The following is a 24,650-nucleotide window of genomic DNA, read 5'->3' as shown; positions in this document are numbered from 1 at the left end:
TCGCTGCGGCGCGGGGTGTGCATATTACGCTTTCCCGCCTCAGAGTCAAGCATTTATTTTTGCTTTTCTCTGCGAGGCTCTCAGTGGAACCCCGCTGACCCGGCGGCGTGTGTGCCGTTGTTCCGTGTCAGTGGAGGCGCATTATAGGGAGTTATTCCGGGCTGACAAGTATAAAATTCAAAAAAATTATCGTTCGCTCAAAAATCATTCGTAAAGTTTATTAAAGAGGCTATTTGCGGGTTAACTGAGCGATTTTCCGGGCAAACTGGCCCACTTGCTGCCAGTCGGTATAGACCACTTCTTTACGCGTATCGGTTTCGCCTCCGGTCATCTTCATAATCAGCTGGATCATCAGACGGTCAAACCAGCGATAACGCGGATAACGCAGCGCACCGGCAAACACCGCACAGGTATCCGGCTGCCAGGGTGAGCGCGCCAGGAACTTCTGCGTATAGCTGTTAGTTTCTGGCGTATTCTTTTCCGGCTTACGGGCGACAAGGTTAACGGAGAAGAAAGCACTCGCCAGCCGGTTTAGCTTCTCACTGTGCTGTTTAACAAAAGCATCCAGCAGCGGACTGAAGTGACCGTAGCGAATCGATGCCCCGATCACTACCCGCGGATAGTCTTCCCACTGAATGTCTTCTGCATCATTGAGATCGACAACATCGCTCTCAACGCCCAGTTCGCTCAGCTCTGCGGCAATCGCGTTGGCAATTTCGTGAGTCTGCCCATCGCGTGTGGAAAACAGAATCAATGTTTTCACGTATACGTCCTTATTCACGCCAGAAGGTTGGGGTAAAGAGTACCAGTAAGGTAAAGACCTCAAGACGACCAAACAACATATTGGCAATCAGGATCCATTTCGCCACCGGGTTCATGCTGGCGAAGTTGTCCGCCACCACGCCAAGTCCGGGCCCCAGGTTATTGAGGGTTGCCACGACGGAAGCAAATGCGGAGAAGTCATCCACGCCGGTGGCGATAATCGCCAGCATGCTGACAATAAACACCAGCGCATAGGCAGAGAAGAAACCCCATACGGCTTCCAGAATACGTTCCGGCAGCGCGCGGTTTCCCAACTTAATGCTGTAAACCGCATTCGGATGCACCAGACGTTTCAGCTCACGGTTGCCCTGCTTGAAGAGTAAAAGAATACGGATAACCTTCAGTCCACCGCCCGTTGACCCTGCACAGCCGCCAATAAATGCTGAGCACAGCAGCAGCACCGGCAGGAAGAGCGGCCAGCGCGCAATACTGTCGGTGGTAAATCCCGCCGTGGTCGCCATGGAAACCACCTGGAAGAAAGCCTGATTTAAGGTGGTTACCGCAGACTCATAGACATTATGGAACCACAGCACCAGAGTGCAGATAACCACCAGCGTTAGCTGAACGCCGATAAACATCCTGAATTCCGGATCCCGCCAGTACACTTTGAGGTTGCGCCCGCTCAATAAAGAGAAGTGCAGGCCATAGTTACAGCCGGAAATCAGCAGGAAAATGGCAATAATGGTGTTAATGGTTGGACTGTCGAAATAGCCTACGCTGGCGTCATGAGTTGAGAACCCGCCAATCGCGATTGTCGAAAAGCTATGCCCGATGGCATCGAACGCTGGCATCCCCGCAAACCACAGCGCCAGCGCACAGGCGATAGTCAGCAGGACATAAATGAGCCACAGGGTTTTCGCCGTCTCCGCAATACGCGGACGCATTTTGTTATCTTTTAGCGGTCCGGGCATTTCGGCGCGATAGAGCTGCATCCCGCCGACGCCAAGAATAGGCAAAATGGCCACCGCCAGCACGATGATCCCCATCCCGCCGAACCATTGCAGCATCTGACGATAGAAAAGAATAGCGTGAGGTAGCGAATCAAGGCCGACCAGCGTTGTCGCCCCGGTGGTGGTTAAACCGGAAAAGGACTCAAAAAAGGCATCGGTTATCGTCAGGTTTGGGCTTTCGGCAAAGATAAACGGCAGTGCCCCCACGCTCCCCAGCACGGTCCAGAAGAGGACGACGATAAGAAAACCTTCGCGGGATTTCAGTTCACTCTTCTCACGGCGGTTGGGCCACCACAACATGGAGCCAATCGCCAGCGCGACAAAGAAGGTTTGGGTAAAGGCTCGCCCCGCCCCATCACGATAGATCAACGCCACCAGCCCAGGCAGGATCATCGTCCCGGAAAAGAGAATGATCAGAAGTCCAACAATTCGGGTTATGGCGCGAAAATGCATCTCTGCCGCTTCCTTAGGTATTTAAGTATGCAAAACCAGGTGGGGATTATTCTTCAATATTATGTAATTGCAACGCACCGCGACTGAAATCGGCGAGTTTTATCGCAAATGCCGCGCGTTCAGCCTGCGGCAGCGCCACACGAAGCTGAACAGAAGCCTGATAGTCACTTGCAATAATTTTTCCGGAAAACTGCGTCAGCAGCGTTTCAATACCGGTCAGCTGTGCGTATTCACACTGCAAAGTATATTCGGTTAATGGCGTCTTGCGCACTGTCGTAAGCTGAGCCAGCGCCTGGCTCACACCGCCGCCATAGGCTTTCACCAGCCCACCCGTACCCAGTAATACGCCGCCGTAATAACGCACCACCACGGCGGTAATTTCTCCGACCCCGCTCCCCATCAACTGAGCGAGCATCGGTTTCCCGGCGGTGCCGGCAGGTTCACCATCGTCAGAGAAGCCCAGCTGTTGCGAGTCATCAGGCGGCCCGGCGACCCAGGCCACGCAATGATGCCGCGCATCCGGGTGCGCCAGGCGCACCGATTCCACAAAAGCTTTCGCCGCTGCCACGCCATCGGTATGCGCCAGCAGCGTGATAAAACGGCTTTTTTTGATCTCTTCCGTGAAGGTGACCGGCGCGTCCGGTATCGGCCAGCTTTCCATTACGCCAGTTTCAGATCCCGCGTCATGTTCTCAATGCTGTTCTCGTGAACGACCACATTGTCTTCAATACGGATCCCGCCAAAGGGTTTGAGCGCATCGATTTTCTGCCAGTTGAAGTGCTTACTGAATTGCCCTTCACGCCATGGCGTCAGCAGAGAATCAATAAAGTAGATCCCCGGCTCAATGGTCAACACCATCCGCGGTTGCAGCACGCGGGTGCAGCGCAGATACGGGTATTTCGCCGGCGCGGCCAGATGCGTACCACTATCATCCTGCATAAATCCGCCAACATCGTGTACCTGCAGCCCAAGCGGATGACCAATACCGTGAGGCATAAACGGCCCGGTCAGGTCATTCTCTACCATCGCCTCTTCACTGATATCGGTAATGATTTGATGCTTACGCAGCAGTCTGGCAATTCGCTGATGGAACTGGAGGTGATACTCGAGATAGTTAACACCCGCTTTCATAGTGCCGATCAGCGCCAGTTGCTCTTCATTCACGTCTTTGACCAGATGCGCGTAGTCATTATCGCTGTGGGCCGACCAGGTACGGGTCAGGTCAGCGGCATAACCGTTGTATTCCGCTCCGGCATCGAGCAGGAAGCTGCGCGACTCCGCGGGCACACGGTGATCGAGTTTGGTGTAATGCAGCACCGAAGCATGCTCATTCAGCGCCACAATATTGCCGTAAGGCACATCAGTGTCGCGATGACCGGTTGCCGTCAGGTAAGCCAGGTTGATATCGAACTCGCTCATCCCGGAACGGAAGGCTTCTTCCGCTGCACGGTGCCCGTTAACGGCCGTTTTCTGCGCTTCACGCATACAGGCGAGTTCGTAATCGGTTTTGTAAGCCCGATAGTAGTGCAGGTAATCAATCACCCCTTTCGGGTTGATGTTGCTGGCGGCAATATCCAGCGTCAGCGCGCGCTCAGGTACCGGGCCGATATAACCGATATTGCTACGTGCCGCAGGCAACTGGCTGGCTATCCCATCCGCTTTTGGCAAGGCGATAACCTCAACTTCTTCCGTCCAGAAGGTGGTCGGCAGAGGTTCCACGTTGTGCCAGTAATCGACCGGCAGATAGAACCACAGTTTCGGTTTATTAACGCCATCCACCAGCAACCAGCAATTTGGAACCTGTGTCACTGGCACCCAGGCTTTAAACTGCGGGTTAACTTTAAACGGGTAAGGATGATCGTCGAGAAAGACATTGAACAGTTCGCCGGAGTGAATCAACAGCGCATCAAGCTTAAAGCGGGCCAGTACGTCGCGGGTGCGTTCCTGTAACGTAACAATATGATTTTTATACAGCGCGGCCAGTGAGTCCATCATTGTTCCTTCTGTTTTTTTGACCTCATGTTTTCGCATCTTAGCACAGCCTCCCCATAGAGGGTGATTTCCACTGAGCGTGATCGGCCCTGCAATTATGTAATGATAAATTTGCAATTTATTAACATAAAATCCACACTTCGCCTCATCTGGTATGACCAGCTAATCTTGCGGGATTCAGGAGACTGACATGCTCTACAAAGGCGAAACCTTACATCTCAACTGGCTGGAAGACGGCATTGCCGAACTGATGTTCGATGCCCCAGGCTCAGTCAACAAACTCAATACGGCAGCAGTGGCAAGCCTCGGCGAAGCGCTGGACGTGCTGGAAAAGCAGACCGATTTAAAAGCCCTGCTGCTGCGTTCTGAAAAATCCGCATTTATTGTCGGGGCCGATATCACCGAGTTCCTCTCCCTGTTCCTGGTCCCGGCGGAACAACTGAGCCACTGGCTCCATTTCGCCAATAGCGTCTTTAACCGACTGGAAGATTTGCCGGTACCTACTATCTCTGCCGTCAACGGCTACGCGCTGGGCGGCGGTTGTGAATGCGTGCTGGCAACAGATTACCGCCTGGCAACGCCAGATCTGCGTATTGGTCTGCCGGAAACCAAACTGGGGATCATGCCAGGCTTTGGCGGCTCGGTGCGCCTGCCGCGCCTGCTGGGTGCTGATAGTGCGCTGGAGATCATTGCTGCCGGTAAAGATGTCGGTGCCGAAGAGGCGCTGAAAATCGGTCTGGTCGACGGCATTGTGAAAGCTGAGAAGTTAAAAGAGGGCGCCATCGCCATTCTGCGTCAGGCAATAAATGGCGATCTCGACTGGAGAGCCAAACGCCAGCCGAAGCTGGAGCCGCTGCACCTGAGCAAAATCGAAGCTGCGATGAGCTTTACCATCGCCAAAGGCATGGTGGCGCAAACCGCCGGGAAACATTATCCCGCCCCGATGACCGCAGTGAAAACTATTGAAGCCGCCGCCGGTCTGGGCCGTGACGAAGCCCTGAAGCTTGAAAACCAAAGCTTTGTGCCGCTGGCGCTCAGTAAAGAGGCGCGTGCCCTGGTTGGCATTTTCCTCAACGACCAGTTTGTTAAAAGCAAAGCGAAGAAGCAGACCCTGAATGTCGACACGCCAAAGCAGGCTGCCGTGCTGGGCGCGGGCATTATGGGCGGCGGCATTGCTTACCAGTCGGCCTGGAAAGGGGTCCCGGTCGTCATGAAGGATATCAGCGATAAGTCGCTGGCCCTTGGCATGAACGAAGCGGCCAAGCTACTGAATAAGCAGCTTGAACGCGGAAAAATCGACGGTCTGAAGCTGGCTGGCGTGATTTCAACCATTCATCCGACCCTTGAATACAGCGGTTTTGAGCCTGTTGACGTGGTTGTCGAAGCGGTTGTGGAAAATCCGAAAGTGAAAAAAGCCGTGCTGGCGGAAACCGAAGACAAAGTCCGTGCGGATACCGTACTGGCGTCCAACACCTCGACCATCCCCATTAGCGAGCTGGGCAGCGTGCTTAAACGCCCGGAAAACTTCTGCGGGATGCACTTCTTTAACCCGGTTCATCGTATGCCGCTGGTTGAAGTGATCCGTGGCGAGAAAACCTCCGACCAGACGATTGCTAAAGTAGTGGCCTGGGCGAGCAAGATGGGCAAAACGCCGATTGTGGTCAACGACTGCCCCGGCTTCTTCGTCAACCGCGTGCTGTTCCCTTACTTTGCGGGTTTCAGCCAGCTGCTGCGCGACGGCGCGGACTTCCGCAAAATCGACAAAGTGATGGAGAAACAGTTTGGCTGGCCAATGGGACCGGCATATCTGCTGGATGTGGTTGGCATTGATACCGCCCACCACGCCCAGGCGGTGATGGCCGCAGGTTTCCCACAGCGGATGCAGAAAGATTATCGCGATGCCATTGACGCTCTGTTCGATGCCAGCCGCTTCGGGCAGAAGAATGGCCTCGGCTTCTGGCGTTACAAAGAAGACAGCAAAGGCAAGCCGAAGAAAGAGGAAGATGCGGCAGTGGACGGGTTGCTGGCGGACATCAGCCAGCCGAAGCGTGATTTCAGCGACGATGAGATTATCGCCCGCATGATGATCCCGATGGTCAATGAAGTAGTGCGTTGCCTGGAAGAAGGCATTATCGCAAGCCCGGCAGAAGCCGATATGGCGCTGGTCTATGGCCTTGGCTTCCCTCCGTTCCACGGCGGCGCATTCCGCTGGCTTGATACCCTCGGCAGCGCGAAATACCTCGACATGGCGCAACAGTACCAGCATCTCGGCCCGTTGTATGAACTCCCGGCCGGACTGCGTGAAAAAGCGCGCCATAACGAACCCTATTATCCAGCGGTTGAACCTGCCCGTCCGGCAGGCGAACTGAAAACGGCTTAAGGAGTCACAATGGAACAGGTTGTCATTGTCGATGCAATTCGCACCCCGATGGGCCGTTCAAAGGGCGGCGCTTTTCGCAACGTGCGGGCTGAAGATCTTTCCGCACATTTGATGCGTAGCCTGCTGGCGCGCAATCCCGCGCTGGATGCCGTTGCACTTGACGATATTTACTGGGGCTGCGTACAGCAGACCCTGGAACAGGGCTTTAATATTGCCCGTAACGCCGCCCTGCTGGCAGAAATCCCCCATTCGGTTCCGGCCACCACGGTTAACCGGTTATGTGGTTCATCGATGCAGGCCTTGCACGATGCAGCACGCATGATAATGACGGGCGATGCCCAGGCTTGCCTGGTCGGCGGCGTGGAGCATATGGGCCATGTGCCGATGAGCCACGGCGTCGATTTTCACCCCGGCATGAGCCGTAACGTTGCGAAAGCCGCAGGCATGATGGGGCTGACGGCGGAGATGCTTTCCCGTATGCACGGCATCAGCCGCGAGATGCAGGATGCGTTTGCCGCGCGATCTCACGCTCGCGCCTGGGCTGCCACACAATCCGGTGCCTTCAAAAATGAAATCATCCCGACCGGCGGCCACGACGCAGACGGGGTGCTCAAACAGTTTAACTATGATGAAGTCATCCGTCCGGAAACCACCGTTGAAGCCCTGTCCGCATTGCGACCGGCGTTTGACCCGGTGAACGGCACGGTGACCGCAGGGACCTCTTCTGCCCTTTCCGACGGTGCATCGGCCATGCTGGTGATGAGCGAAAGCCGGGCGCGGGAGCTTGGATTGCAACCACGCGCCCGCGTGCGATCCATGGCGGTGGTCGGCTGCGATCCGTCAATTATGGGCTACGGTCCGGTTCCGGCCTCCAGACTGGCGCTGAAAAAAGCCGGCCTCTCGGTTGCCGATATCGATCTGTTTGAAATGAATGAAGCCTTTGCCGCCCAGATCCTGCCGTGCATTAAAGATCTGGGGCTGATGGAGCAAATAGACCAGAAGATCAACCTTAATGGCGGAGCGATCGCGCTCGGTCACCCGTTGGGATGTTCCGGGACGCGTATCAGCACCACCCTGCTCAACCTGATGGAGCGCAAAGATGCCCAGTTTGGTCTGGCAACCATGTGTATCGGATTAGGTCAGGGGATCGCGACGGTGTTCGAGCGGGTTTGATCAAAGAGAGAATATTCCCCTAAATCATTCGCGTTGCATCACGGCGGCAACTGAGTAAATCCCCGGGAACATAGATAACTATGTGACCGGGGTGAACAAAGGCAGCCAACAAAGAGGCAGCGTGAATGATGACGGGGAAAGGTTTAGTTGTCGTCTTCCCGCCCGTCAGGGGCGGGTTTTTTACGCCTTAAATAAACGCAAACGCATCGCCGAACAGGCGGTCTTCACGCGCGCCGCGCTCGTTGCAGAACAGGTCGCGGGCAATTTTCGCCATCTCAAAACGACCGGCAATATAGATATCGTGCTCCGCCAGAGTACCAAAATCCTGTAAGACCGCGGTCAGTACCGTACCGGTACGGCCACGCCAGTTCTCTTCCGGCTGCTCGACAACGGCCTGCACACGCAGATTCGGGTGATTCACCGACAACGCTTCCAGCTCAGCCAGATCGTAAAGGTGCTTCTCTTCACGCCCGCCCCAGTAAATGGTGATATCACGATTGGGGTTTTGCGCGAGCGCAGTCAACAGAATAGAGCGCGCATAGGAGAAACCGGTTCCTCCGGCAATCAATACCAGCGGGCGCTCTTCATCGTCGCGCAGCCAGGCATCGCCGTGTGGAATATCAATCACGATTTCCCGGTCTTTGAGGATGCGATCCATCACCGCCATGGCATACAGATTGATTTCAGAAGCACCAATGTGCAGCTCGATAAACGCATGTTGATCGGGCGTGGAAGCCATTGAGAAGGGGCGTTTATCTCGTTCATCCATCACGACCATCAGGTACTGGCCAGCGCGAAAAGAGAAGGCGGCTTCCGGCACTAAACGGACGCGATATACGGTATCGGTGATGGCATCTACCGAGGTCACTTTACAGCTTAAGGTTGTCATGCGCTCCCTCTGTCGGGTTCATACTTGTTGTCGTAATCTCAGGCGAATAACGGCGGCGCACTACGCACCTTTGCCGTCGCTAAAAATGGCCAGTTCATCCCAAATGGCGTCGATATGCGCCGTCACTTTGGGATCTTTTCTGATAGGGCGACCCCATTCACGTTGGGTTTCGCCGGGCCATTTGTTGGTGGCATCCAGCCCCATTTTCGAGCCAAGACCGGAAACCGGCGAGGCAAAATCCAGGTAATCAATAGGCGTGTTTTCAATCAGCACCGTGTCCCGTGCCGGGTCCATACGGGTGGTGATAGCCCAAATCACATCATTCCAGTCGCGTGCGTTGATATCGTCGTCGCAGACAATCACGAACTTGGTGTACATAAACTGGCGTAAGAATGACCAGACACCCATCATGACGCGTTTTGCGTGGCCTGCGTACTGTTTCTTCATGGTGACAACAGCAAGGCGGTATGAACAACCTTCCGGCGGCAGATAAAAATCGACGATTTCCGGGAACTGCTTTTGCAAAATCGGCACAAACACTTCATTTAACGCAACGCCCAACACCGCTGGCTCATCCGGTGGACGACCGGTGTAGGTGGAATGATAAATCGCGTCTTCACGCTGCGTGATGTGCGTAACGGTGAAGACCGGGAAGTTGTCGATTTCATTATAGTAACCGGTGTGGTCGCCATAGGGCCCTTCCGGCGCCATCTCTCCCGGTTCAATATAACCTTCCAGTACAATTTCCGCACTGGCTGGCACCTCTAAATCATTCGAGACGCATTTGACGACTTCTGTTTTAGTGCCGCGCAGCAGTCCGGCAAAGGCATATTCAGACAAGGTGTCCGGTACCGGAGTGACCGCCGCGAGAATCGTCGCCGGATCGGCGCCCAGAGCAACGGAAACCGGGAAACGTTCGCCAGGATGCGCTTCACGCCACTCCTGGAAATCCAGCGCGCCGCCACGATGGGATAGCCAGCGCATAATCAGCTTATTTTTGCCAATCAACTGCTGGCGATAAATGCCCAGATTCTGCCGCTCTTTATGTGGCCCTCGGGTCACGGTCAGACCCCATGTGATGAGCGGTGCTGCATCGTCAGGCCAGCACTGCATAATCGGGATTTTGGTCAGGTCAACGTCATCGCCCTGCACCACTTTTTGCTGGCAGGACGCACCGCGCAGGCGGCGGGTTGGCATATTGAGGACCTGCTTAAACTGCGGCAGTTTGTCGTAAAGATCGCGAAAGCCTTTTGGCGGCTCAGGCTCTTTGAGAAAGGCCAGTAATCTACCCACCTCGCGCAGCGCGCTGACATCTTCCTGCCCCATCCCCATTGCCACCCGGCGGGGTGTACCAAACAGGTTGCATAGCACCGGCATGTTGAACCCTTTCGGGTTTTCAAACAGCAATGCCGGACCACCTGCACGAAGCGTACGGTCGGCAATTTCCGTCATCTCCAGATACGGGGAGACCGGCAACGTGATGCGTTTGAGTTCGCCCTGCTGTTCAAGCAGCGTCAGAAAATCGCGTAGGTCGTGGTATTTCATGGAGTTTATACTGGCCTCTTGATAAGCGCTTTATTATACGGTGTTCATCTTCACGTTGCTGTAATTTTGTTAAATCGAGGTGAAAAACAAGGATTAATGCGAGCCAGACGTATAATCAACTTAGCCATCGCAGCGTGCATTTGATATTCTTGCGCTCCGAACTTCCGGAAAAGAACATTATGCAATCCTGGTATCTACTTTACTGCAAACGTGGCCAGCTTCAGCGCGCCCAGGAACACCTCCAACGCCAGGCGGTAAACTGCCTGACGCCAATGATCGCACTGGAAAAAATGGTTCGCGGTAAACGCACGACGGTGAGTGAACCCCTGTTTCCGAATTATCTCTTTGTCGAATTCGATCCAGAAACGATTCACACCACCACCATCAATGCCACACGCGGCGTCAGCCACTTCGTTCGCTTTGGTTCGCAGCCAGCGCAGGTTCCCGCAACGGTTGTCCATCAGCTTTCGCTCTATCAACCGGAAGGCGTAACCGATCCTGAAACACCCTATCCCGGCGATCAGGTCATCATTACGGAAGGGGCGCTGGAAGGATTGCAGGCCATTTTTAAAGAGCCGGATGGCGAAGCCCGCTCTATGCTGCTGCTCAATCTGCTCAATAAGCAGGTGATGCAGAGCATTAAAAACACCGACTTTAAGAAAGCCTGATCCCAAACAACGTCTGCACGTTGTTATCCATGACGTTTTCCAGCCAATCTACGTCATCACCACGCAACCCGGCGACACACTGGAGTATATGCCCCAGATGTGCGGGTTCGTTGCGTCGTGATTTGGGCTTCGGCGATAAATCACGCGGCAACAAATAAGGCGCATCGGTTTCCACAAACAGACGCCCGGCGGGGATATGTGGTACCACCTCGCGTAGCTCAAGGCCACGTCGCTCATCGCAAACCCAGCCCGTAATCCCAAGATACATTCCACGCGCCAGGCAGTCCTGCGCCTCGCTCAAGGTGCCGGTAAAACAGTGCAGCACCGCCCCCGGCAGTTTATCCAGCCAGGGGTCAAGCAAGGTGAGAAAGCGTGTATGCGCATCGCGGCAATGAAGAAATACCGGCATAGAGAGTTCCGCAGCCAGCGCCAGTTGCGCCACAAAAGCCCTTTCCTGATCCTCTGGCGTGGAAAAATTGCGGTTGAAATCGAGGCCGCACTCGCCGATGGCCACCACTTCAGGCTGTGCTGCGAGCGCACGGATTTCGCGTTCTGTTTCCGGCGTCCAGCTGCTGCTGTCATGAGGATGGACACCCGCAGTTGACCAACAGCGCGGGTAGCGGCGCGCAAAAAGCTGCGCCTGCTGACTCTCCACAAGATTGGTCCCGGTGAGCAACATGCCGCTCACGCCCGCCGCCTGCGCGCGCATCATCACGTCATCACGGTCATGGGAAAACTGGGAACTGGTAAGGTTGACACCGATATCGAACATGCTTCGCTCCAGACAACAACCGCCCTGACGGGCGGCTGGATTTACTCTTCGGTCGTTTGTTCTTCGTCTTCTTCTGCGCGACGCCCCTTACCGGTGTAGAAACGCGCGAAAAAGACCCCGACTTCGAACAAACAGTACATAGGGATAGCAAGCAGAGTCTGGGAGAAGACATCTGGCGGCGTGAGCAACATGCCGACCACAAACGCCCCCACCAGCACATACGGACGTTTCTGGCGCAGAGATTCCGGTGTGGTTACGCCCATCCAGCACAGCAGCACAATGGCGACCGGCACCTCAAAAGAGACGCCAAACGCCATAAATAGCGCCATCACAAAGCTGAGATAGCTGGCGATATCCGTGGAAACCAACACCCCTTCCGGCGCCGTATTGGCCAGAAAACCAAACGCCAACGGGAAGACCACGAAATAGGCGAACGCCATACCGATATAAAACAGCAACGAGCTGGAAACCAGCAGAGGCACCACCAGCTTGCGCTCATGGCGATAAAGAGCGGGGGCAATAAACGCCCATACCTGATACAAAATGACCGGCGCTGACAGGATCAACGACACCATAAAGGTCAGTTTAATCGGCGTGAAAAAGGGCGAAGCGACATCGGTCGCAATCATGGTCGCGCCCTGCGGCAGTTGTTTAATTAACGGCGCAGACACCAGATGGTAGATGTCGTTGGCGAAATAGACCAACGCCAGGAAAATCACGACAACTGCAATGATGCAGTTTAACAGGCGCTTACGCAGCTCAATAAGATGGGCGATAAGCGGTTGGGTATCATCAACAGCCATGTTCAGGATTTATCACTTGAAGTAGGTGGTGTGTCAAAAACCGGTTTAACGTCCGACGTCGGAGTTATCGTCTTATTCACGTCAACCGAATCCGGAGCCTGTTCAGGCGCGCTGGCCTGATGCTCAGCCGCTGACGGTGTGGCGCCTTCATGCCGGGCTTCGTTATCTTTTACCACCGGGTTATGGATGGTATGGGCCTCATCGCTCGCTTTTTCTGGATCGTTTGCGGTATAGGAACGTTTCATTGACTCCGCCGCCTGGCGCAGCTCATCCATCGAGGCTTTAAGCTCAGGCGTCAGGTTTTCCAGGCTGGCCTTTTCCACCTTCTTCAGGCTGTCCTGAAACTCTTGCATTTTCAGCTCCTGCGCCAGCTCATTTTGCACCGTTGTGGCAAGAGAGCGCAGAGCCCTGACCCAGCCTGCCACGGTGCGTACCGCAACGGGCAAACGCTGTGGCCCGAGGACCACAAGGCCAATAACGAAGACTAATAACAGCTCGCCGAAACCAATATCAAACACGAGTTACACCTGCTCTTTGTCGTGATGCTTTTCATCTTTTTTGCCGTCTTCTGGCTTGTCAGCAAGGGATTTAGCCGTGAAATCCGCATCTTCAGCTGATTTGTCTTTATCCTGCTTGTCATCGTCGCTCATGGCTTTTTTAAAGCCTTTGATCGATGCGCCCAGATCGGAACCGATAGAACCTAACTTTTTCGTTCCGAACAGCAGCACGACAATAACGGCGATGATCACCAAATTCCAAACACTGATACCACCCATACATAGTCCTCTGTAAGCGATGATGATGAAAAAAACAGGCCCCAGTATACGTTACCGGGCCTGACCAGGGCGATGTGAAAATCAGCGCGTTTTGCGCCAGCCGACAAACCAGGCAATCACACCCGCCACCATTAACCCACCGGGATTAAGTCCCCATTCCGGGCGGTTAATCAGTAATAATGTGCCACTCAGTAATAACGTAGCGCCAATACCAAATAAGTAACGGGATTGTCCCTGCCGCACATGGTTTGATTGCAACTCAGTCGCGATTTTATCAACACTAACCTGCAATTGTTTGCCGTGACGTAAACTGTTGTAAATCAGCTCGGGCAGTTCCGGCATTTTCTCGATCCAGAAAGGTCCTTTCTCTTTTACCGCTTTGAGCAGCGCAGGCAAACCCACCTGATCTTTGATCCATGTTTCGAGGAAAGGTTTCGCGGTTTTCCACAAATCCAGCTGCGGATAAAGCTGACGCCCAACACCTTCAACATACAGCAGGGTCTTCTGTAACAGAACCAGCTGCGGTTGCACTTCCATATTGAATCGCCGTGCGGTGTTAAACAGATTCAGCAGCACATGACCAAAGGAGATTTCCGCCAGCGGCTTTTCAAAAATCGGCTCGCACACCGTACGAATGGCGAATTCGAACTCTTCCACATTGGTATCCGGCGGCACCCAGCCGGAATCCACATGCAGTTCAGCCACCTTACGATAATCACGATTGAAAAAGGCGATGAAGTTTTCCGCCAGATAGCGCTTATCTTCTTTATTCAGGGAGCCGACTATCCCGCAATCAATCCCGATGTACTGCGGATCTTCCGGATGGTCGAAGCTGACGAAAATATTGCCAGGGTGCATGTCGGCATGGAAGAAGCTGTCGCGGAACACCTGGGTGAAGAAGACCTGCACACCACGCTCGGCGAGCAGTTGCATATTGGTGCCGTTTTTCACAAGCGTCGCCACGTCTGAAACCGGGACGCCATAAATACGCTCCATCACCATCATATTCTGACTGCAATAGTCGGAATAGACTTCCGGAATATAGAGCATTGGGCTCTTGTCGAAGTTACGCCGCAGCTGGATGGCGTTCGCCGCTTCGCGCAGCAAATCCAGCTCGTCGATCAGCGTTTTTTCATACTCGCGCACCACTTCCTGGGGCCGCAAACGACGTCCGTCCGGCAGCAGGCGTGGTACCCAGCCCGCCAGGCGATAAATCAGTTTCAGGTCCGCTTTAATGATCGGCAGAATGTCCGGGCGGATCACCTTGATGACCACCTCTTTGCCGTTCTCTTTCAGCCTTGCCGTGTGCACCTGGGCAATCGATGCCGATGCCAGCGGTACTATCTCGAAATCGTCAAACCATGCCTCGACCGGCTGGTCGCCCATGGCTTTTTCAATCTGCTGTTTCGCCAGTTGACCATCAAAGGGAGCCACCCGGTCCTGCAACATCGCCAGTTGGTCAGCGATCAGCGGTGGAAAGAGGTCACGACGGGTGGAGAGCATCTGGCCGAACTTGATCCAGACCGGGCCAAGCTCCTGCAAGGCGAGACGCAGACGCTCGCCGAGGGCCTTATCTTTATGGCGGTTTGGCATCCAGAACAACATCTTGCGCCACAGCCGCAGAGGCAGCGTGATGCGCATTTTGGGGATCAGCTCATCAAGGCCGTAACTCAAAAATGTCTGGACGATGAAATAGAGGCGCCGAATTTCTCCTGGCGTCATTTGCCCTCCAGTTTTTCCAGTCGTTTGAATAAGGTATCGGTTTCGCGTTCGGTGGCGGCGGTTTCCTCAACAAACCAGGCGACTTCCAGCGCGCCGGGCGCAAGACGCCACTCTTCGGTGATGGCTTCCGCCACATAGCGCTGCTGGCGTTTAAAGCCATTCTGTACAACGCTCGCGCCGATGCGGAGCGATTTACCAATACCTTCTGCCGCCACATCGCCGGTATAAGGGGCTAACAGTTCTGCGACATCAAATTCCGCTAAATCCATCAGCGCGACCAGGTTTTGTACCACCTGAATATCGCCCTGCACTTCCAGGTCGCCGCTGCGGATCAGCGCAGTAAGCTGCTGACGATCGCGCAAAGTGGGTAATACCCGCAGTCGGGTGACCACCCTACAGTCGGCTTCACCTTCCCATTCCCCGAGCACGTCGACCTGGCGCTCGCTGAAAGCCAGCACCAGCGGTGAAGCGAACTCTTTGAGCTCAACACGCAGGATTTTGCCATGCAGGCGCTGACGGGCGGGTTTTAAGGCTTTTTCACGGTAGATGAAGGCATTGAACAGCTGTTCAATCCCCGCATTCACCAGGGGCTTAAAGGGCATATAAACTCCCGTCAGAACTTATAGCCACGATGCAGCGCAACAACACCCGCGGTCAGATTGTAGTAATCCACGTTTTCAAAACCTGCGCCCTGCATCATCGCCTTCAGGGTTTCCTGATCGGGATGCATACGGATAGATTCCGCCAGATAGCGATAGCTCCCGGCATCACTGGCAACCAGTTGACCAATGCGCGGCAGCACATGGAAAGAGTAGGCGTCGTAGACTTTACTTAGCGGCTCGATGATCGGCTTAGAGAATTCCAGCACCAGCAGGCGTCCACCAGGCTTGAGCACCCGGTACATAGAGCGCAGCGCTTTCTCTTTTTCGGTAACGTTACGCAGACCGAAGGAGATGGTGATGCAATCAAAGGTATTGTCCGGGAAGGGCAGCGCTTCAGCGTTGGCCTGCACGTATTCAACATTGCCAATAATGCCGATATTACGCAGCTTTTCGCGTCCCATCTTCAGCATGGAGTCGTTGATATCCGCCAACACCACCTGACCCGTTTCCCCCACCAGACGGGAGAATTTCGCCGTCAGATCGCCGGTACCGCCCGCCAGGTCGAGGACTTTTTGCCCGCGACGCACGCCACTGCAATCGATGGTGAAGCGTTTCCATAAACGATGGATGCCCATAGACATCAAATCATTCATGACATCATATTTTGCAGCGACAGAATGGAAAACGTGCGCCACCATATCGGCTTTCTGATCTTTAGCGACAGTCTGAAAACCAAAGTGCGTCGTCTCTTTTGAATCTTCCGCCATCTTAGTGCCTGCTATTGAAGAAATTGTCCGTGAAGTGTAACAGATTGGGCGCAATTGCCCTACGTTTCAACCTTAGCGAGATGTATCGTATGAGGGGAAATGGAAACAAAAAGAATCAAGGCCGGGCAAGCCGGCCTTTTCTGTATGGCGCCAGAATCAAACCAGACGGCGCGCCGCTTCCACAACGATTTTCACCGCATGGCTTTCGGTTTGCTTCATAGTCTCGGCGTTCGGAATCTCCTGCTGGGTACGGTTAACGATAACGCCAGCCACCATCCCCGCACGCAATCCCTGGCTTGAACACATGGTCAGCAGCGTGGCGGACTCCATTTCATAGTTCATCACGCCCATTGACTGCCACTCTTCCATTGAGCCTTTGTAGCGGTTAACCACGCGGCCAGAGAAGGTGTCATAACGTTCCTGACCCGGATAGAAGGTGTCAGAAGAGGCGGTTACGCCGATATGGGTGGTTGCCCCCACCTCTTTCGCCGCCGCCACCAGTGCGGTGGTGCACTCAAAGTCAGCCACTGCTGGATATTCCATCGGCGCGAAATGCAGGCTGGCGCCATCGAGGCGAACAGAGGCGGTCGTCACCAGCACATCGCCAACGTTGATATGTGGCTGAATAGCGCCGGTAGTCCCCACGCGCAGGAAAGTACGAATACCAAGCTGTGCCAGCTCTTCAACGGCAATAGATGTCGACGGACCACCGATACCGGTGGAGCAGACGATAACCGCTTTGCCATCAAGCTCAGCACGCCAGGAGGTGAACTCGCGATGGGATGCCAGCTTAACCGGCTTATCCATCAGCGCGGCGATCTTTTCCACACGCTCCGGATCGCCAGGGACGATAGCCAGGGTAGCCCCTTGTAAATCGTTTTTGGTGAGGCCGAGATGAAAAACATCAGACTTGGACATAAAAAACTCCTCGGTGGTCAGGTTTAGTCAGGAGAAGCAAAAAGGTACTTTACAGAAGAGACGCAACTATTTTCGTGACGGAGATCGCCACGATAATATTTGTTTGCATAACATTTCCATAAAATAGTGATAAACATCACATTATCATACTACCGCATTCAACCTTGCTCCAAAGATAGCTCTTTTCAGGCAGGAAGGTTTGCCCTTGATGGGACTATAGTTACTAAAGCGCGAATCCAGGGTACAGACAATTAAAGGTATGGAGAATGCTATGACAACAAACACACTGCCGGGCTATGCTCCCGCGGCTTCACCTCACTCATCCACCCCATTGCACACCCCTGTAGATGCCATCATCGCTGGCGAAACCACCATCCCTACCCAGGGCGACAGCATGCCTGCATACCATGCGCGGCCTAAAAATGCGCTCAGTTCGCTGCCGGTGGTGCTGGTGATTCAGGAAATTTTCGGGGTCCATGAGCACATTCGCGACCTGTGTCGCCGCCTTGCCCTGGAAGGCTATCTTGCCGTCGCCCCGGAGCTCTATTTTCGTCAGGGCAGCCCTGATGATTATGCCGATATTCAGACCCTTTATGAGGGCCTGGTGATGAAAGTCCCCGACGCTCAGGTGCTCGCCGACCTCGATCACGTCGCCAACTGGGCCGCGCGTAACGGGGGAGATGCGCAACGACTACTGGCGACTGGTTTTTGCTGGGGAGGACGAATTGCCTGGCTGTATGCCGCGCATAATCCGCAATTAAAAGCCGCGGTCGCCTGGTACGGAAAGCTGTCAGGACAAAAATCCCTGAACTCACCAAAACACCCGGTGGATATTGCCGTCGATCTCAGCGCGCCGGTGCTCGGTTTATATGGCGCAAGGGATACCGGCATTCCTCTGGATACTGTCGACACCATGCGTCAGGCATTGCGTGCCGCCAATGCCCGCGCAGAGATTATTGTTTATCCGGATGCCGGCCATGCGTTCAATGCCGACTATCGCCCCAGCTATCACGAAGAATCAGCCAAAGATGGCTGGCAGCGCATGCTGGACTGGTTTGCCAGAACCGGTGCGACATCAGCGAACTAATAAGGATTCCGTGAGCGGGACTATCTGCCACTCTTCTTCGGTTTTGCCCGGTGAGATCCACATAGGCACTACATTCCCCACCCGATCGCCGTAGGGGGTACCGCTGGCGTAGTAGCGAATAACGCGAAAGACGCCGGAATGCGCCACGACAAGCGGTATCTCGTACTGTTCCAGCAGACCATTGAGTGAATCCGTCACCCTGGAGCTGAAGGTTTCCCAGCTTTCCCCCCAGGGAGGGGTGCTTTCATAAGGCGGGAGTTCGCTGATGGGACGATTTTCAATTAAACCCCAGTCACGTTCACGCAGGCCATCAACCACCGTATGAGGTGCGCCCGGCAGGGCCAGTTCGAGGGTTCGGCGGGCGCGCTGCAATGAACTGACCGCAATACCACTCCAGTTCCATGTGCTAAGTAAAGGGGCGGCGGCCAGCGCCTGTCTTTCCCCCTCTTCCGTTAGCGGCACATCCGTGCGTCCTCCAATCAACTTATCACGATTTAACGGCGTTTCGCCGTGGCGAACAAAGACAAAAGGCTTACATATCAGTGACATTAATCTGTTCCAAAATAGCTTTGCATCATAATTTCGCACCCCAGCGTTTGTTGCCAGTGCAACACATCATCGATCGGCGTAAATAACGGGAACAGTCGCCGGCACGCCAGCGCGGCGACCAGTTTCTGTAAGCAACGCAGGGTGGGGTGCACGTTCCAGCGACAAAATTCCACCTCCCCGTCCAGCCACTGCTGCCGGGCCACGCGGTTCAGGTGGCCGGTAAACAGCGTGCGATGGTGAAAATCACTGCGGGCACGCAGCTCTCCCGCCATACCACTCTGGCCATCAGGATCGGCTGCCAGCACCACGCCAGCTTGCAAAGAAAAGGGTAGCAGAACCTGTAACAATTGCCGCAGTTCGGCCTCCACACCCGGGCGCAAGCTCCCGTCGTTGTGCGCTGCCATTTGCTCAAGCATCGCCATACAGGGCGCGTCGAGGGCGATATCGTAACGTCCGCTGCGCGCCAGCAATAACGCCAGCTCCACCGCACGTCCGGAAGGCGGCACCGGACAAAGTCCGGGAAGAGAGAGCAGGCTCTGCAATTTATCCCACTGCGTGTGCCGGGCGACGTCGTACAGACCATAAGAAGCATCCACCAGCGCTATCTGCGCAGGCGGCGGCATAGCAAAATGAAACAACGAGGACTCCATGCTGATGTCGCCGCTGTAAAAAATGCCCCCCGCCATCGCGAGATGGAACCAGACGCCCCCCAGGGCATGCCCGCAGCTGCCGGTGGTAACGGTGATATCAGCAAGTTGAAATTGCCCGCGCACCGGAATAAGCCGAATGTCATAGCCTGCCGGTAACGCCTGAGCCGTGGTTTTCGTGCAGTACACCGCCAGCCCCGGCGGCAGCCTCTCAAGGCCCGCAATATGATCCACATGATCGTGGCTCAACAACACCGCATCGAGATTCTCCGGTACCGGCCAGAGATCCGCATCAGGCTCCAGCCCCCCTCCGGCATCGAGTAAAATTCGCTGCTGTGGCGTGGCGATAAGGATCGCCGCCGGCGCTTTGCCGTTCAGCCCGCTGATAACCTCAATACTTACCGTCACGCCGCCTCCAGCCGCCAGCCCTGTAACAGGCGAACGCCCGTGCATTGTTGTTCACGCAGCGGTGAGTGATGGAAAGCGCTCAGAGTTTGCCCGTCCTGCAAGCGTAGCGCCAGTAAATAGCGCTCCCCCTGGAAAATACAGCTCTCCACCGTCGCAGCAAGACCATTATCAGTGACCTGGACATGCTCGGGGCGAATCAACACCTGCTGGCGCGGTCCGTTATGACCGCAGGCCAGGCCATTGTGTAACTGGATACTGTCAAGATCCTGCTCGTCGGCAAGACCCGCCAGCGAAACAATATTCCCCTTGCCAATAAACCCCGCCACCCAGGCATTGTCCGGGTGTTGATACAGCGTCTGCGGTGCGCCCCACTGCATCAGTTCCCCGTTGTTCATCACCGCGATGTGGCTCGCCAGCGCCATCGCTTCGGCCTGGTCATGGGTAACATAAACAAAGGTTGCACCGGTGCGACGGTGAAAATCGCGAAACGTCTGCTCCATGGTGGCACGCAAATGCCTGTCGAGATTAGCCAGGGGTTCATCCAGCAGCACCACCTGCGGCTCCGACACCAGACAGCGGGCCAGCGCCACCCGCTGACGCTGCCCGCCGCTTAATTCCTGCGGCGAACGCCCGGCATAGGCCGCCAGCTCCACCACCTCTAAAGCCTCCATCACCTGCTTCTGGCGGGCGGCCCCCTGGACTTTGCGCAGTTTCAGCGGATAGCCGACGTTTTCCGCCACCGTCATATGCGGCCATAACGCGTAAGACTGAAAAACCATCCCCATATCCCGGGTCTCCGGCGGCATATGTACCCGCGCATCGGCCAGTAGCCTCTCTCCCAGCAACAGACGCCCCGAGGAGAGATGCTCCAGCCCGGCGAGGATCCGAAGCGTCGTGGTTTTACCGCAGCCGCTGGGTCCCAGCAGGGCCGTAAACGCGCCTTCGGGGATGGTCAAATCCAGGTCCCGTACCACGAACTGGCTGCCAAATGCTTTGCACAGCCCTTCCAGTTTCAGTTCTGCCACGGAATCACTCCTTTGGGTAAATACTTGCCGAAGTGGCTAAGCAACAGCATCACGCCCGCCACCAGCGCGACCACCAGTACGGAAATCGCCGAGGCCAGCACCTTGTTGCCACTCTCATCCAGATTAAAAATCACCACGCCGATCGTCTCTTTGCCCGCACTCCACAGCAGCGCCGATACCGTTAATTCGTTCACCGCCGTCAGGAAGACTAACAGCGCGCCGGCAAACGCAGCGGGCGCCAGCAGCGGCAGAACAATATGGCGCAGGCGCTGAGAGAAATTCGCGCCAGCGAGGCTTGCGGCTTCTTCCATTGCCGGGTCGAGCAGCAGCATGCTGCTGTGTACCGGCTTCAGGCATACCGTCAGAAAACGGGCGAGATAGGCGAGGAAAATAAGGGTCAGCGTCCCGCTCAGACTGATGCTCACCAGCGGCAACGGACGGGCGAAGAGCAGAATAAAGGCTATCGCCAGCACCACGCCTGGCAAGGTGTAGGGAATATCGATCAGCCGATACAACCAGCGTAAAGGTCGGCTGGGGTAGCGTACCAGCAGCCACGCCAGCGGCAGGCAGATAATCATCAGCGCCAGCGATGCGCTGACAGAGAGGGTAAAGCTGTTGGTCAATGCCCGCCAGGTGGCGCTTTGATCGTCAAAGATGGCACGCCAGGCGGAAAAGGTCAGGGTCTCCATATTCAACGGCACCCCCAGCGTCGGCACCAGCGAGGTGACCAGCAATGCCAGCAGCGGCGCCAGCAGAATGGCAAACAGCACCAGGCTCAACAGGAGCTCGGTTGCCGGTCGCCATCTTCCCAGCTCAAAGCTCAGCGGGCGTCCCGCCATGCCAATTAAAGGCAGCGCATACCGACGCTGCATGCGGCCCTGCAAGGTGACGATGCCAATCGCCAGCACTCCCATCAGTACCGACAATGCTGCCACATCGTTAAGCATCGACGGGCCAAAGCTGGAGAGCGTCTGGTAAATCTGAATCGGCAGGACGAAATACGAAATGGGAATGCCGAGCATAGCCGGAATACCGAAGTTCCCCAGCGCCGAGACGAAGGCTATCGCTGCCCCCGCCCACAGCGCGGTGCGGCACAGGGGCAGCACAATATCGATAAACACCCGCCACAGGGAGGCGCCGTTCAGCCGGGCGGCTTCAATTTGTTCTTTCGGCAGGCACTGCAACTGGGTGCGCAGCGCGAGAAAAACCAGCGGCGCATGCTGGATCCCGAGTAACAGCGCGATCCCCTCCGGCGAATAAAGCGGATTCGGGCTGCCAAAAGCCGGAGCTAAGCCTATGCTGTTGAGCAGAATGCTGCTCGGCCCGAACAGCTGCAACCAGCTCAGGGCGGTTACCTGCGGGGGGATCATCATCGGCAGCATAAACAGGAATACCCAAATCTGCTTACCGCGAATGTTGGTCAGGGCCAGGCAAAAAGCGAACAGACTGCCCAGCACCAGCGACAGCAGGGTGCCCACGCCACTGGTATAGAGGCTGTTATAGAGGGCAACCCAGGTGGAGGGGTTGCTCAGTACGCGCCACAGGCTGCTGTCACTTCCCTGCCGCCAGTCCACCAGTGCGCTGAGCAGCAGTCGCAGGCTGGGAAGCAGGCTCAGCAGCGCGATAAAGCAAAGTAAAAGCCACAGCAGCCCTTTTGGCGGACTGCTGGCGGCGGGCGGGCGCAACGTCATATCCGCCATGACTTAACGGCTTCCAAAGAGATCGGCAAATCGTTTTTTGTTTGCCTCGGCATCAGCCAGCGCCTTCGCCGGGTCATACGCCATCAGCTTAATGCTGTCACGCGCCGGGAAGCCCTGCGGCACCGGCAGGCCTGGGTCAGCCGTCAGATAGCCCTGCTTCAGAACCAGTTGCTGGCCATCCGGGGAGAGAACAAAGTCGATAAAAGCTTTCGCGCCCTCAACATTTTTGGCCTCCTTCATCATCGCCACCGGCTCAGTCACGATGCTGACGCCCTCTTTCGGGAAGACGAACTCAATCGGCGCACCCTTGGCTTTTTCACGGATCGCCATGTAATCCACCAGTACGCCGTAGGCTTTGTTGCCGGAGGTGATGGCACTCATCACGCCGCCGTTACCGCTCTGCGGCATTGCCCCGTTCTCTTTCAGCTTTTCGTAATACTGCCAGCCCAGCTGCGGGTCGTTCATCAGGGTGGCCAGATGAATTTGCGCCGCACCGGAATAAAGTGGGCTGGGCAGCGTGGTCATGTTTTTCAGCTCAGGCTTGAGCAGATCCTGCCAGGAATCCGGCTTCACTGGAGCTTTACTGTGGTAGGCAATACCGGTGGTGATAAGCTTGGTGCCGTAGTAGTAGCCGTCTTTGTCGTACAATTTTGCATCGTAGCGACTGGCCTGCGGCGACTGATAAGCCGCCAGCAGATTTTGCTGTTTCAGGGATTCCATGGTTACGCTGTCGGCAATCAGCAACACGTCAGGGCTGGCGACGCCCGCAGCGATTTCGGCTTGCAGGCGGGCAATCAGTTTGCTGGTGCCATCGCGGATCCATTTCACTTCCACATCCGGGTGCGCCTGCTCAAACGCACTGACCGTCATTTGCGCATCTTCGTTCGGCTGACTGGTATAGAGCGTGAGGGTAGATTTGGCGAAGGCCGATGCGCTCATCATTGCCAGAAAGACCACAGCCAGCGCAGGTGTTTTACTCATGTTTTCATCCCCTTGGTTTTCGTTGTGACGATTAAAACAAGGGAATCTGACAGAATTATGACCTGGTTTTTTCGTAGTAATAATTTCATATTCGCGGGCTAGCATGAGTCAAAATGGCTTAAGCAGGATGCAAATATGACCCCGGAAGCCCGTCGTATTGAAATTGTCTCTCTGGTGACAGAACAGGGCGAAAGCAGTATTGAACAGTTGGCTCATTACTTCGGCGTTTCACTGCAAACCGTGCGCAGCGACCTGCGTGAACTCACCGCCCAGGGCCTGTTATTGCGCCGCCATGGGATGGTCGCCCCTTTCGCACGCGAAAACATTGGTTATCAGCAGCGCGAGATAATCAACGTGCAGGGAAAACGCTGGATTGGCGGGTGCGTCGTCCAGCTGTTGAGCGAAGTGGAAAGCTGTTTTCTTGGTACCGGCACCACCGTCGAGATGGTTGCCCACGCCCTGCCGGTGGACACTCAGCTGGCGGTATGCACTAACAATTTGCATGCCGCAACGCCGCTGAGTCAGCTGCCGGGATGCGAATTGACGGTGGCGGGTGGACGCGTGCGCAAGCGCGACCTCGATGTGATCGGTAGCGATGCTTTGGCTTTTTTTCACCGCTATCGGGTCGACATCGGCGTGGTGTCAGTGGGCGGTATTGGTGAACAGGGCGAGTTGTATGATTTCAACGACGAGGAAGTGGTGGCCCGCCAGGCGCTGATCGCCAGTGCCAGAATCAACGTACTGGTGGTGGACAGCACCAAATTTGGCCGTCGGGCGATGTGCTGCAACGGCAATATCGGCGATTTTCACTACGTGGTCAGCGACAGAGCTCCCACCCATCAGCAGCGGGATTTACTGGCATCAAGGCAGACGCAGTGGCTGTGCCGGGAGGAATAACCGAATTCGTGATCTCTGCGGGTCGTAAAGAACGTCAACTTTATATATATACCCGTGATCATTGAAACTGCTTGATTTCATGCCGTCAGAGGATCATGCTAAAATCATGAATATCAGACTTTCA

24 protein-coding genes are annotated in these 24,650 nt (G+C 55.4%); 5 read left to right on the top strand and 19 right to left on the bottom strand.

Features of this window, described 5'->3' with window-relative positions:
* Positions 1–229 precede the first annotated feature (229 nt).
* The 4 genes from hemG to pepQ are packed head-to-tail and all read right to left on the bottom strand — an operon-like array spanning position 230 to position 4,217.
* The gene (gene hemG, locus ACSZO4_RS16095) at positions 230–763 is read right to left on the bottom strand and encodes a menaquinone-dependent protoporphyrinogen IX dehydrogenase (protein WP_437890036.1); all 534 of its coding nucleotides are present in this window, start codon (positions 761–763) and stop codon (positions 230–232) included.
* 10 nt (positions 764–773) lie between these two features.
* The gene (trkH, locus tag ACSZO4_RS16090) at positions 774–2,225 is read right to left on the bottom strand and encodes a Trk system potassium transporter TrkH (RefSeq protein ID WP_437890035.1); all 1,452 of its coding nucleotides are present in this window, start codon (positions 2,223–2,225) and stop codon (positions 774–776) included.
* A gap of 46 nt (positions 2,226–2,271) precedes the next feature.
* Entirely contained in the window at positions 2,272–2,886 is a 615-nt protein-coding gene (locus ACSZO4_RS16085) for an IMPACT family protein (RefSeq protein ID WP_437890034.1), read from the bottom strand.
* On the bottom strand, positions 2,886–4,217 hold the full coding sequence (gene pepQ / locus ACSZO4_RS16080) for a Xaa-Pro dipeptidase (protein WP_437890038.1): 1,332 nt from the start codon (positions 4,215–4,217) through the stop codon (positions 2,886–2,888). Before pepQ ends, ACSZO4_RS16085 begins: the two co-directional genes overlap by 1 nt.
* 190 nt (positions 4,218–4,407) lie before the next feature.
* On the opposite strand from pepQ, the gene fadB reads away from it, so the two are divergent.
* Together fadB and fadA are read left to right on the top strand one after the other, a co-directional pair.
* A complete protein-coding gene (fadB, locus tag ACSZO4_RS16075; RefSeq protein ID WP_437890033.1) occupies positions 4,408–6,597 on the top strand; it encodes a fatty acid oxidation complex subunit alpha FadB in 2,190 nt (729 codons plus the stop codon).
* Positions 6,598–6,606: 9 nt separating this feature from the next.
* Positions 6,607–7,770 carry an acetyl-CoA C-acyltransferase FadA gene (gene fadA, locus ACSZO4_RS16070; protein WP_437890032.1) on the top strand — a complete coding sequence of 388 codons (1,164 nt, stop codon included), beginning with the start codon at positions 6,607–6,609 and terminating at the stop codon, positions 7,768–7,770.
* Between the two features lie 187 nt (positions 7,771–7,957).
* Here the strand turns inward: fadA and fre are convergent, their stop codons facing one another.
* Both fre and ubiD read right to left on the bottom strand, forming a co-directional pair.
* Complete coding sequence (gene fre, locus ACSZO4_RS16065; protein WP_437890031.1) at positions 7,958–8,659, bottom strand: NAD(P)H-flavin reductase; 702 nt, start codon at positions 8,657–8,659, stop codon at positions 7,958–7,960.
* A 60-nt stretch (positions 8,660–8,719) separates the two neighbouring features.
* On the bottom strand, positions 8,720–10,213 hold the full coding sequence (gene ubiD / locus ACSZO4_RS16060; RefSeq protein ID WP_437890037.1) for a 4-hydroxy-3-polyprenylbenzoate decarboxylase: 1,494 nt from the start codon (positions 10,211–10,213) through the stop codon (positions 8,720–8,722).
* 170 nt (positions 10,214–10,383) lie between these two features.
* On the opposite strand from ubiD, the gene rfaH reads away from it, so the two are divergent.
* Entirely contained in the window at positions 10,384–10,872 is a 489-nt protein-coding gene (rfaH, locus tag ACSZO4_RS16055) for a transcription/translation regulatory transformer protein RfaH (RefSeq protein ID WP_437890030.1), read from the top strand.
* On the opposite strand, the gene tatD is transcribed toward rfaH, so the two are convergent.
* The 8 genes from tatD to udp form a co-directional block, all read right to left on the bottom strand.
* On the bottom strand, positions 10,859–11,644 hold the full coding sequence (gene tatD / locus ACSZO4_RS16050; RefSeq protein WP_437890029.1) for a 3'-5' ssDNA/RNA exonuclease TatD: 786 nt from the start codon (positions 11,642–11,644) through the stop codon (positions 10,859–10,861). The two genes, rfaH and tatD, sit on opposite strands and share 14 nt — an antisense overlap.
* Before the next feature lie 41 nt (positions 11,645–11,685).
* Complete coding sequence (gene tatC / locus ACSZO4_RS16045; protein ID WP_437890028.1) at positions 11,686–12,447, bottom strand: Sec-independent protein translocase subunit TatC; 762 nt, start codon at positions 12,445–12,447, stop codon at positions 11,686–11,688.
* Between the two features lie 2 nt (positions 12,448–12,449).
* Entirely contained in the window at positions 12,450–12,965 is a 516-nt protein-coding gene (tatB, locus tag ACSZO4_RS16040) for a Sec-independent protein translocase protein TatB (protein WP_437890027.1), read from the bottom strand.
* 3 nt (positions 12,966–12,968) lie between these two features.
* A complete protein-coding gene (gene tatA, locus ACSZO4_RS16035) occupies positions 12,969–13,223 on the bottom strand; it encodes a Sec-independent protein translocase subunit TatA (protein ID WP_437890026.1) in 255 nt (84 codons plus the stop codon).
* Between the two features lie 81 nt (positions 13,224–13,304).
* Entirely contained in the window at positions 13,305–14,945 is a 1,641-nt protein-coding gene (ubiB, locus tag ACSZO4_RS16030; protein WP_437890025.1) for a ubiquinone biosynthesis regulatory protein kinase UbiB, read from the bottom strand.
* Entirely contained in the window at positions 14,942–15,547 is a 606-nt protein-coding gene (ubiJ, locus tag ACSZO4_RS16025; protein ID WP_437890024.1) for a ubiquinone biosynthesis protein UbiJ, read from the bottom strand. Before ubiJ ends, ubiB begins: the two co-directional genes overlap by 4 nt.
* Positions 15,548–15,558: 11 nt before the next feature.
* Complete coding sequence (gene ubiE, locus ACSZO4_RS16020; protein WP_437890023.1) at positions 15,559–16,314, bottom strand: bifunctional demethylmenaquinone methyltransferase/2-methoxy-6-polyprenyl-1,4-benzoquinol methylase UbiE; 756 nt, start codon at positions 16,312–16,314, stop codon at positions 15,559–15,561.
* A 156-nt stretch (positions 16,315–16,470) separates the two neighbouring features.
* On the bottom strand, positions 16,471–17,232 hold the full coding sequence (udp, locus tag ACSZO4_RS16015; RefSeq protein WP_437890022.1) for a uridine phosphorylase: 762 nt from the start codon (positions 17,230–17,232) through the stop codon (positions 16,471–16,473).
* A gap of 271 nt (positions 17,233–17,503) precedes the next feature.
* Between udp and ACSZO4_RS16010 the strand changes: the two genes are divergently transcribed.
* Positions 17,504–18,319: a dienelactone hydrolase family protein gene (locus tag ACSZO4_RS16010; RefSeq protein ID WP_437890021.1), complete on the top strand. Its 816-nt coding sequence runs from the start codon at positions 17,504–17,506 to the stop codon at positions 18,317–18,319.
* On the opposite strand, the gene ACSZO4_RS16005 is transcribed toward ACSZO4_RS16010, so the two are convergent.
* From ACSZO4_RS16005 to ACSZO4_RS15985, 5 genes are read right to left on the bottom strand one after another with little or no spacing between them, the layout of a single operon-like run.
* Positions 18,308–18,868 carry a histidine phosphatase family protein gene (locus tag ACSZO4_RS16005; protein WP_437890020.1) on the bottom strand — a complete coding sequence of 187 codons (561 nt, stop codon included), beginning with the start codon at positions 18,866–18,868 and terminating at the stop codon, positions 18,308–18,310. The genes ACSZO4_RS16010 and ACSZO4_RS16005 overlap by 12 nt on opposite strands.
* Positions 18,868–19,923 carry an MBL fold metallo-hydrolase gene (locus ACSZO4_RS16000; RefSeq protein ID WP_437890019.1) on the bottom strand — a complete coding sequence of 352 codons (1,056 nt, stop codon included), beginning with the start codon at positions 19,921–19,923 and terminating at the stop codon, positions 18,868–18,870. Before ACSZO4_RS16000 ends, ACSZO4_RS16005 begins: the two co-directional genes overlap by 1 nt.
* Positions 19,920–20,948, bottom strand: coding sequence for an ABC transporter ATP-binding protein (locus ACSZO4_RS15995; RefSeq protein ID WP_437890018.1), 1,029 nt, complete (start codon positions 20,946–20,948; stop codon positions 19,920–19,922). The genes ACSZO4_RS16000 and ACSZO4_RS15995 overlap by 4 nt, the downstream gene beginning before the upstream one ends.
* A complete protein-coding gene (locus ACSZO4_RS15990) occupies positions 20,936–22,648 on the bottom strand; it encodes an ABC transporter permease (RefSeq protein ID WP_437890017.1) in 1,713 nt (570 codons plus the stop codon). The genes ACSZO4_RS15995 and ACSZO4_RS15990 overlap by 13 nt, the downstream gene beginning before the upstream one ends.
* 3 nt (positions 22,649–22,651) lie before the next feature.
* A complete protein-coding gene (locus ACSZO4_RS15985) occupies positions 22,652–23,629 on the bottom strand; it encodes an ABC transporter substrate-binding protein (protein ID WP_437890016.1) in 978 nt (325 codons plus the stop codon).
* A gap of 135 nt (positions 23,630–23,764) precedes the next feature.
* Here ACSZO4_RS15985 and ACSZO4_RS15980 point away from each other — a divergent pair, with 135 nt between their 5' ends.
* Positions 23,765–24,526, top strand: a complete 762-nt coding sequence (locus ACSZO4_RS15980; RefSeq protein ID WP_437890015.1) for a DeoR/GlpR family DNA-binding transcription regulator — start codon at positions 23,765–23,767, stop codon at positions 24,524–24,526.
* Positions 24,527–24,650 lie beyond the last annotated feature (124 nt).

Origin of the sequence: Phytobacter sp. V91, from assembly GCF_965644225.1 — a bacterium.
GTDB lineage: Bacteria > Pseudomonadota > Gammaproteobacteria > Enterobacterales > Enterobacteriaceae > CBFFRJ01.
This window is presented reverse-complemented; position numbering and strand designations above follow the sequence as displayed.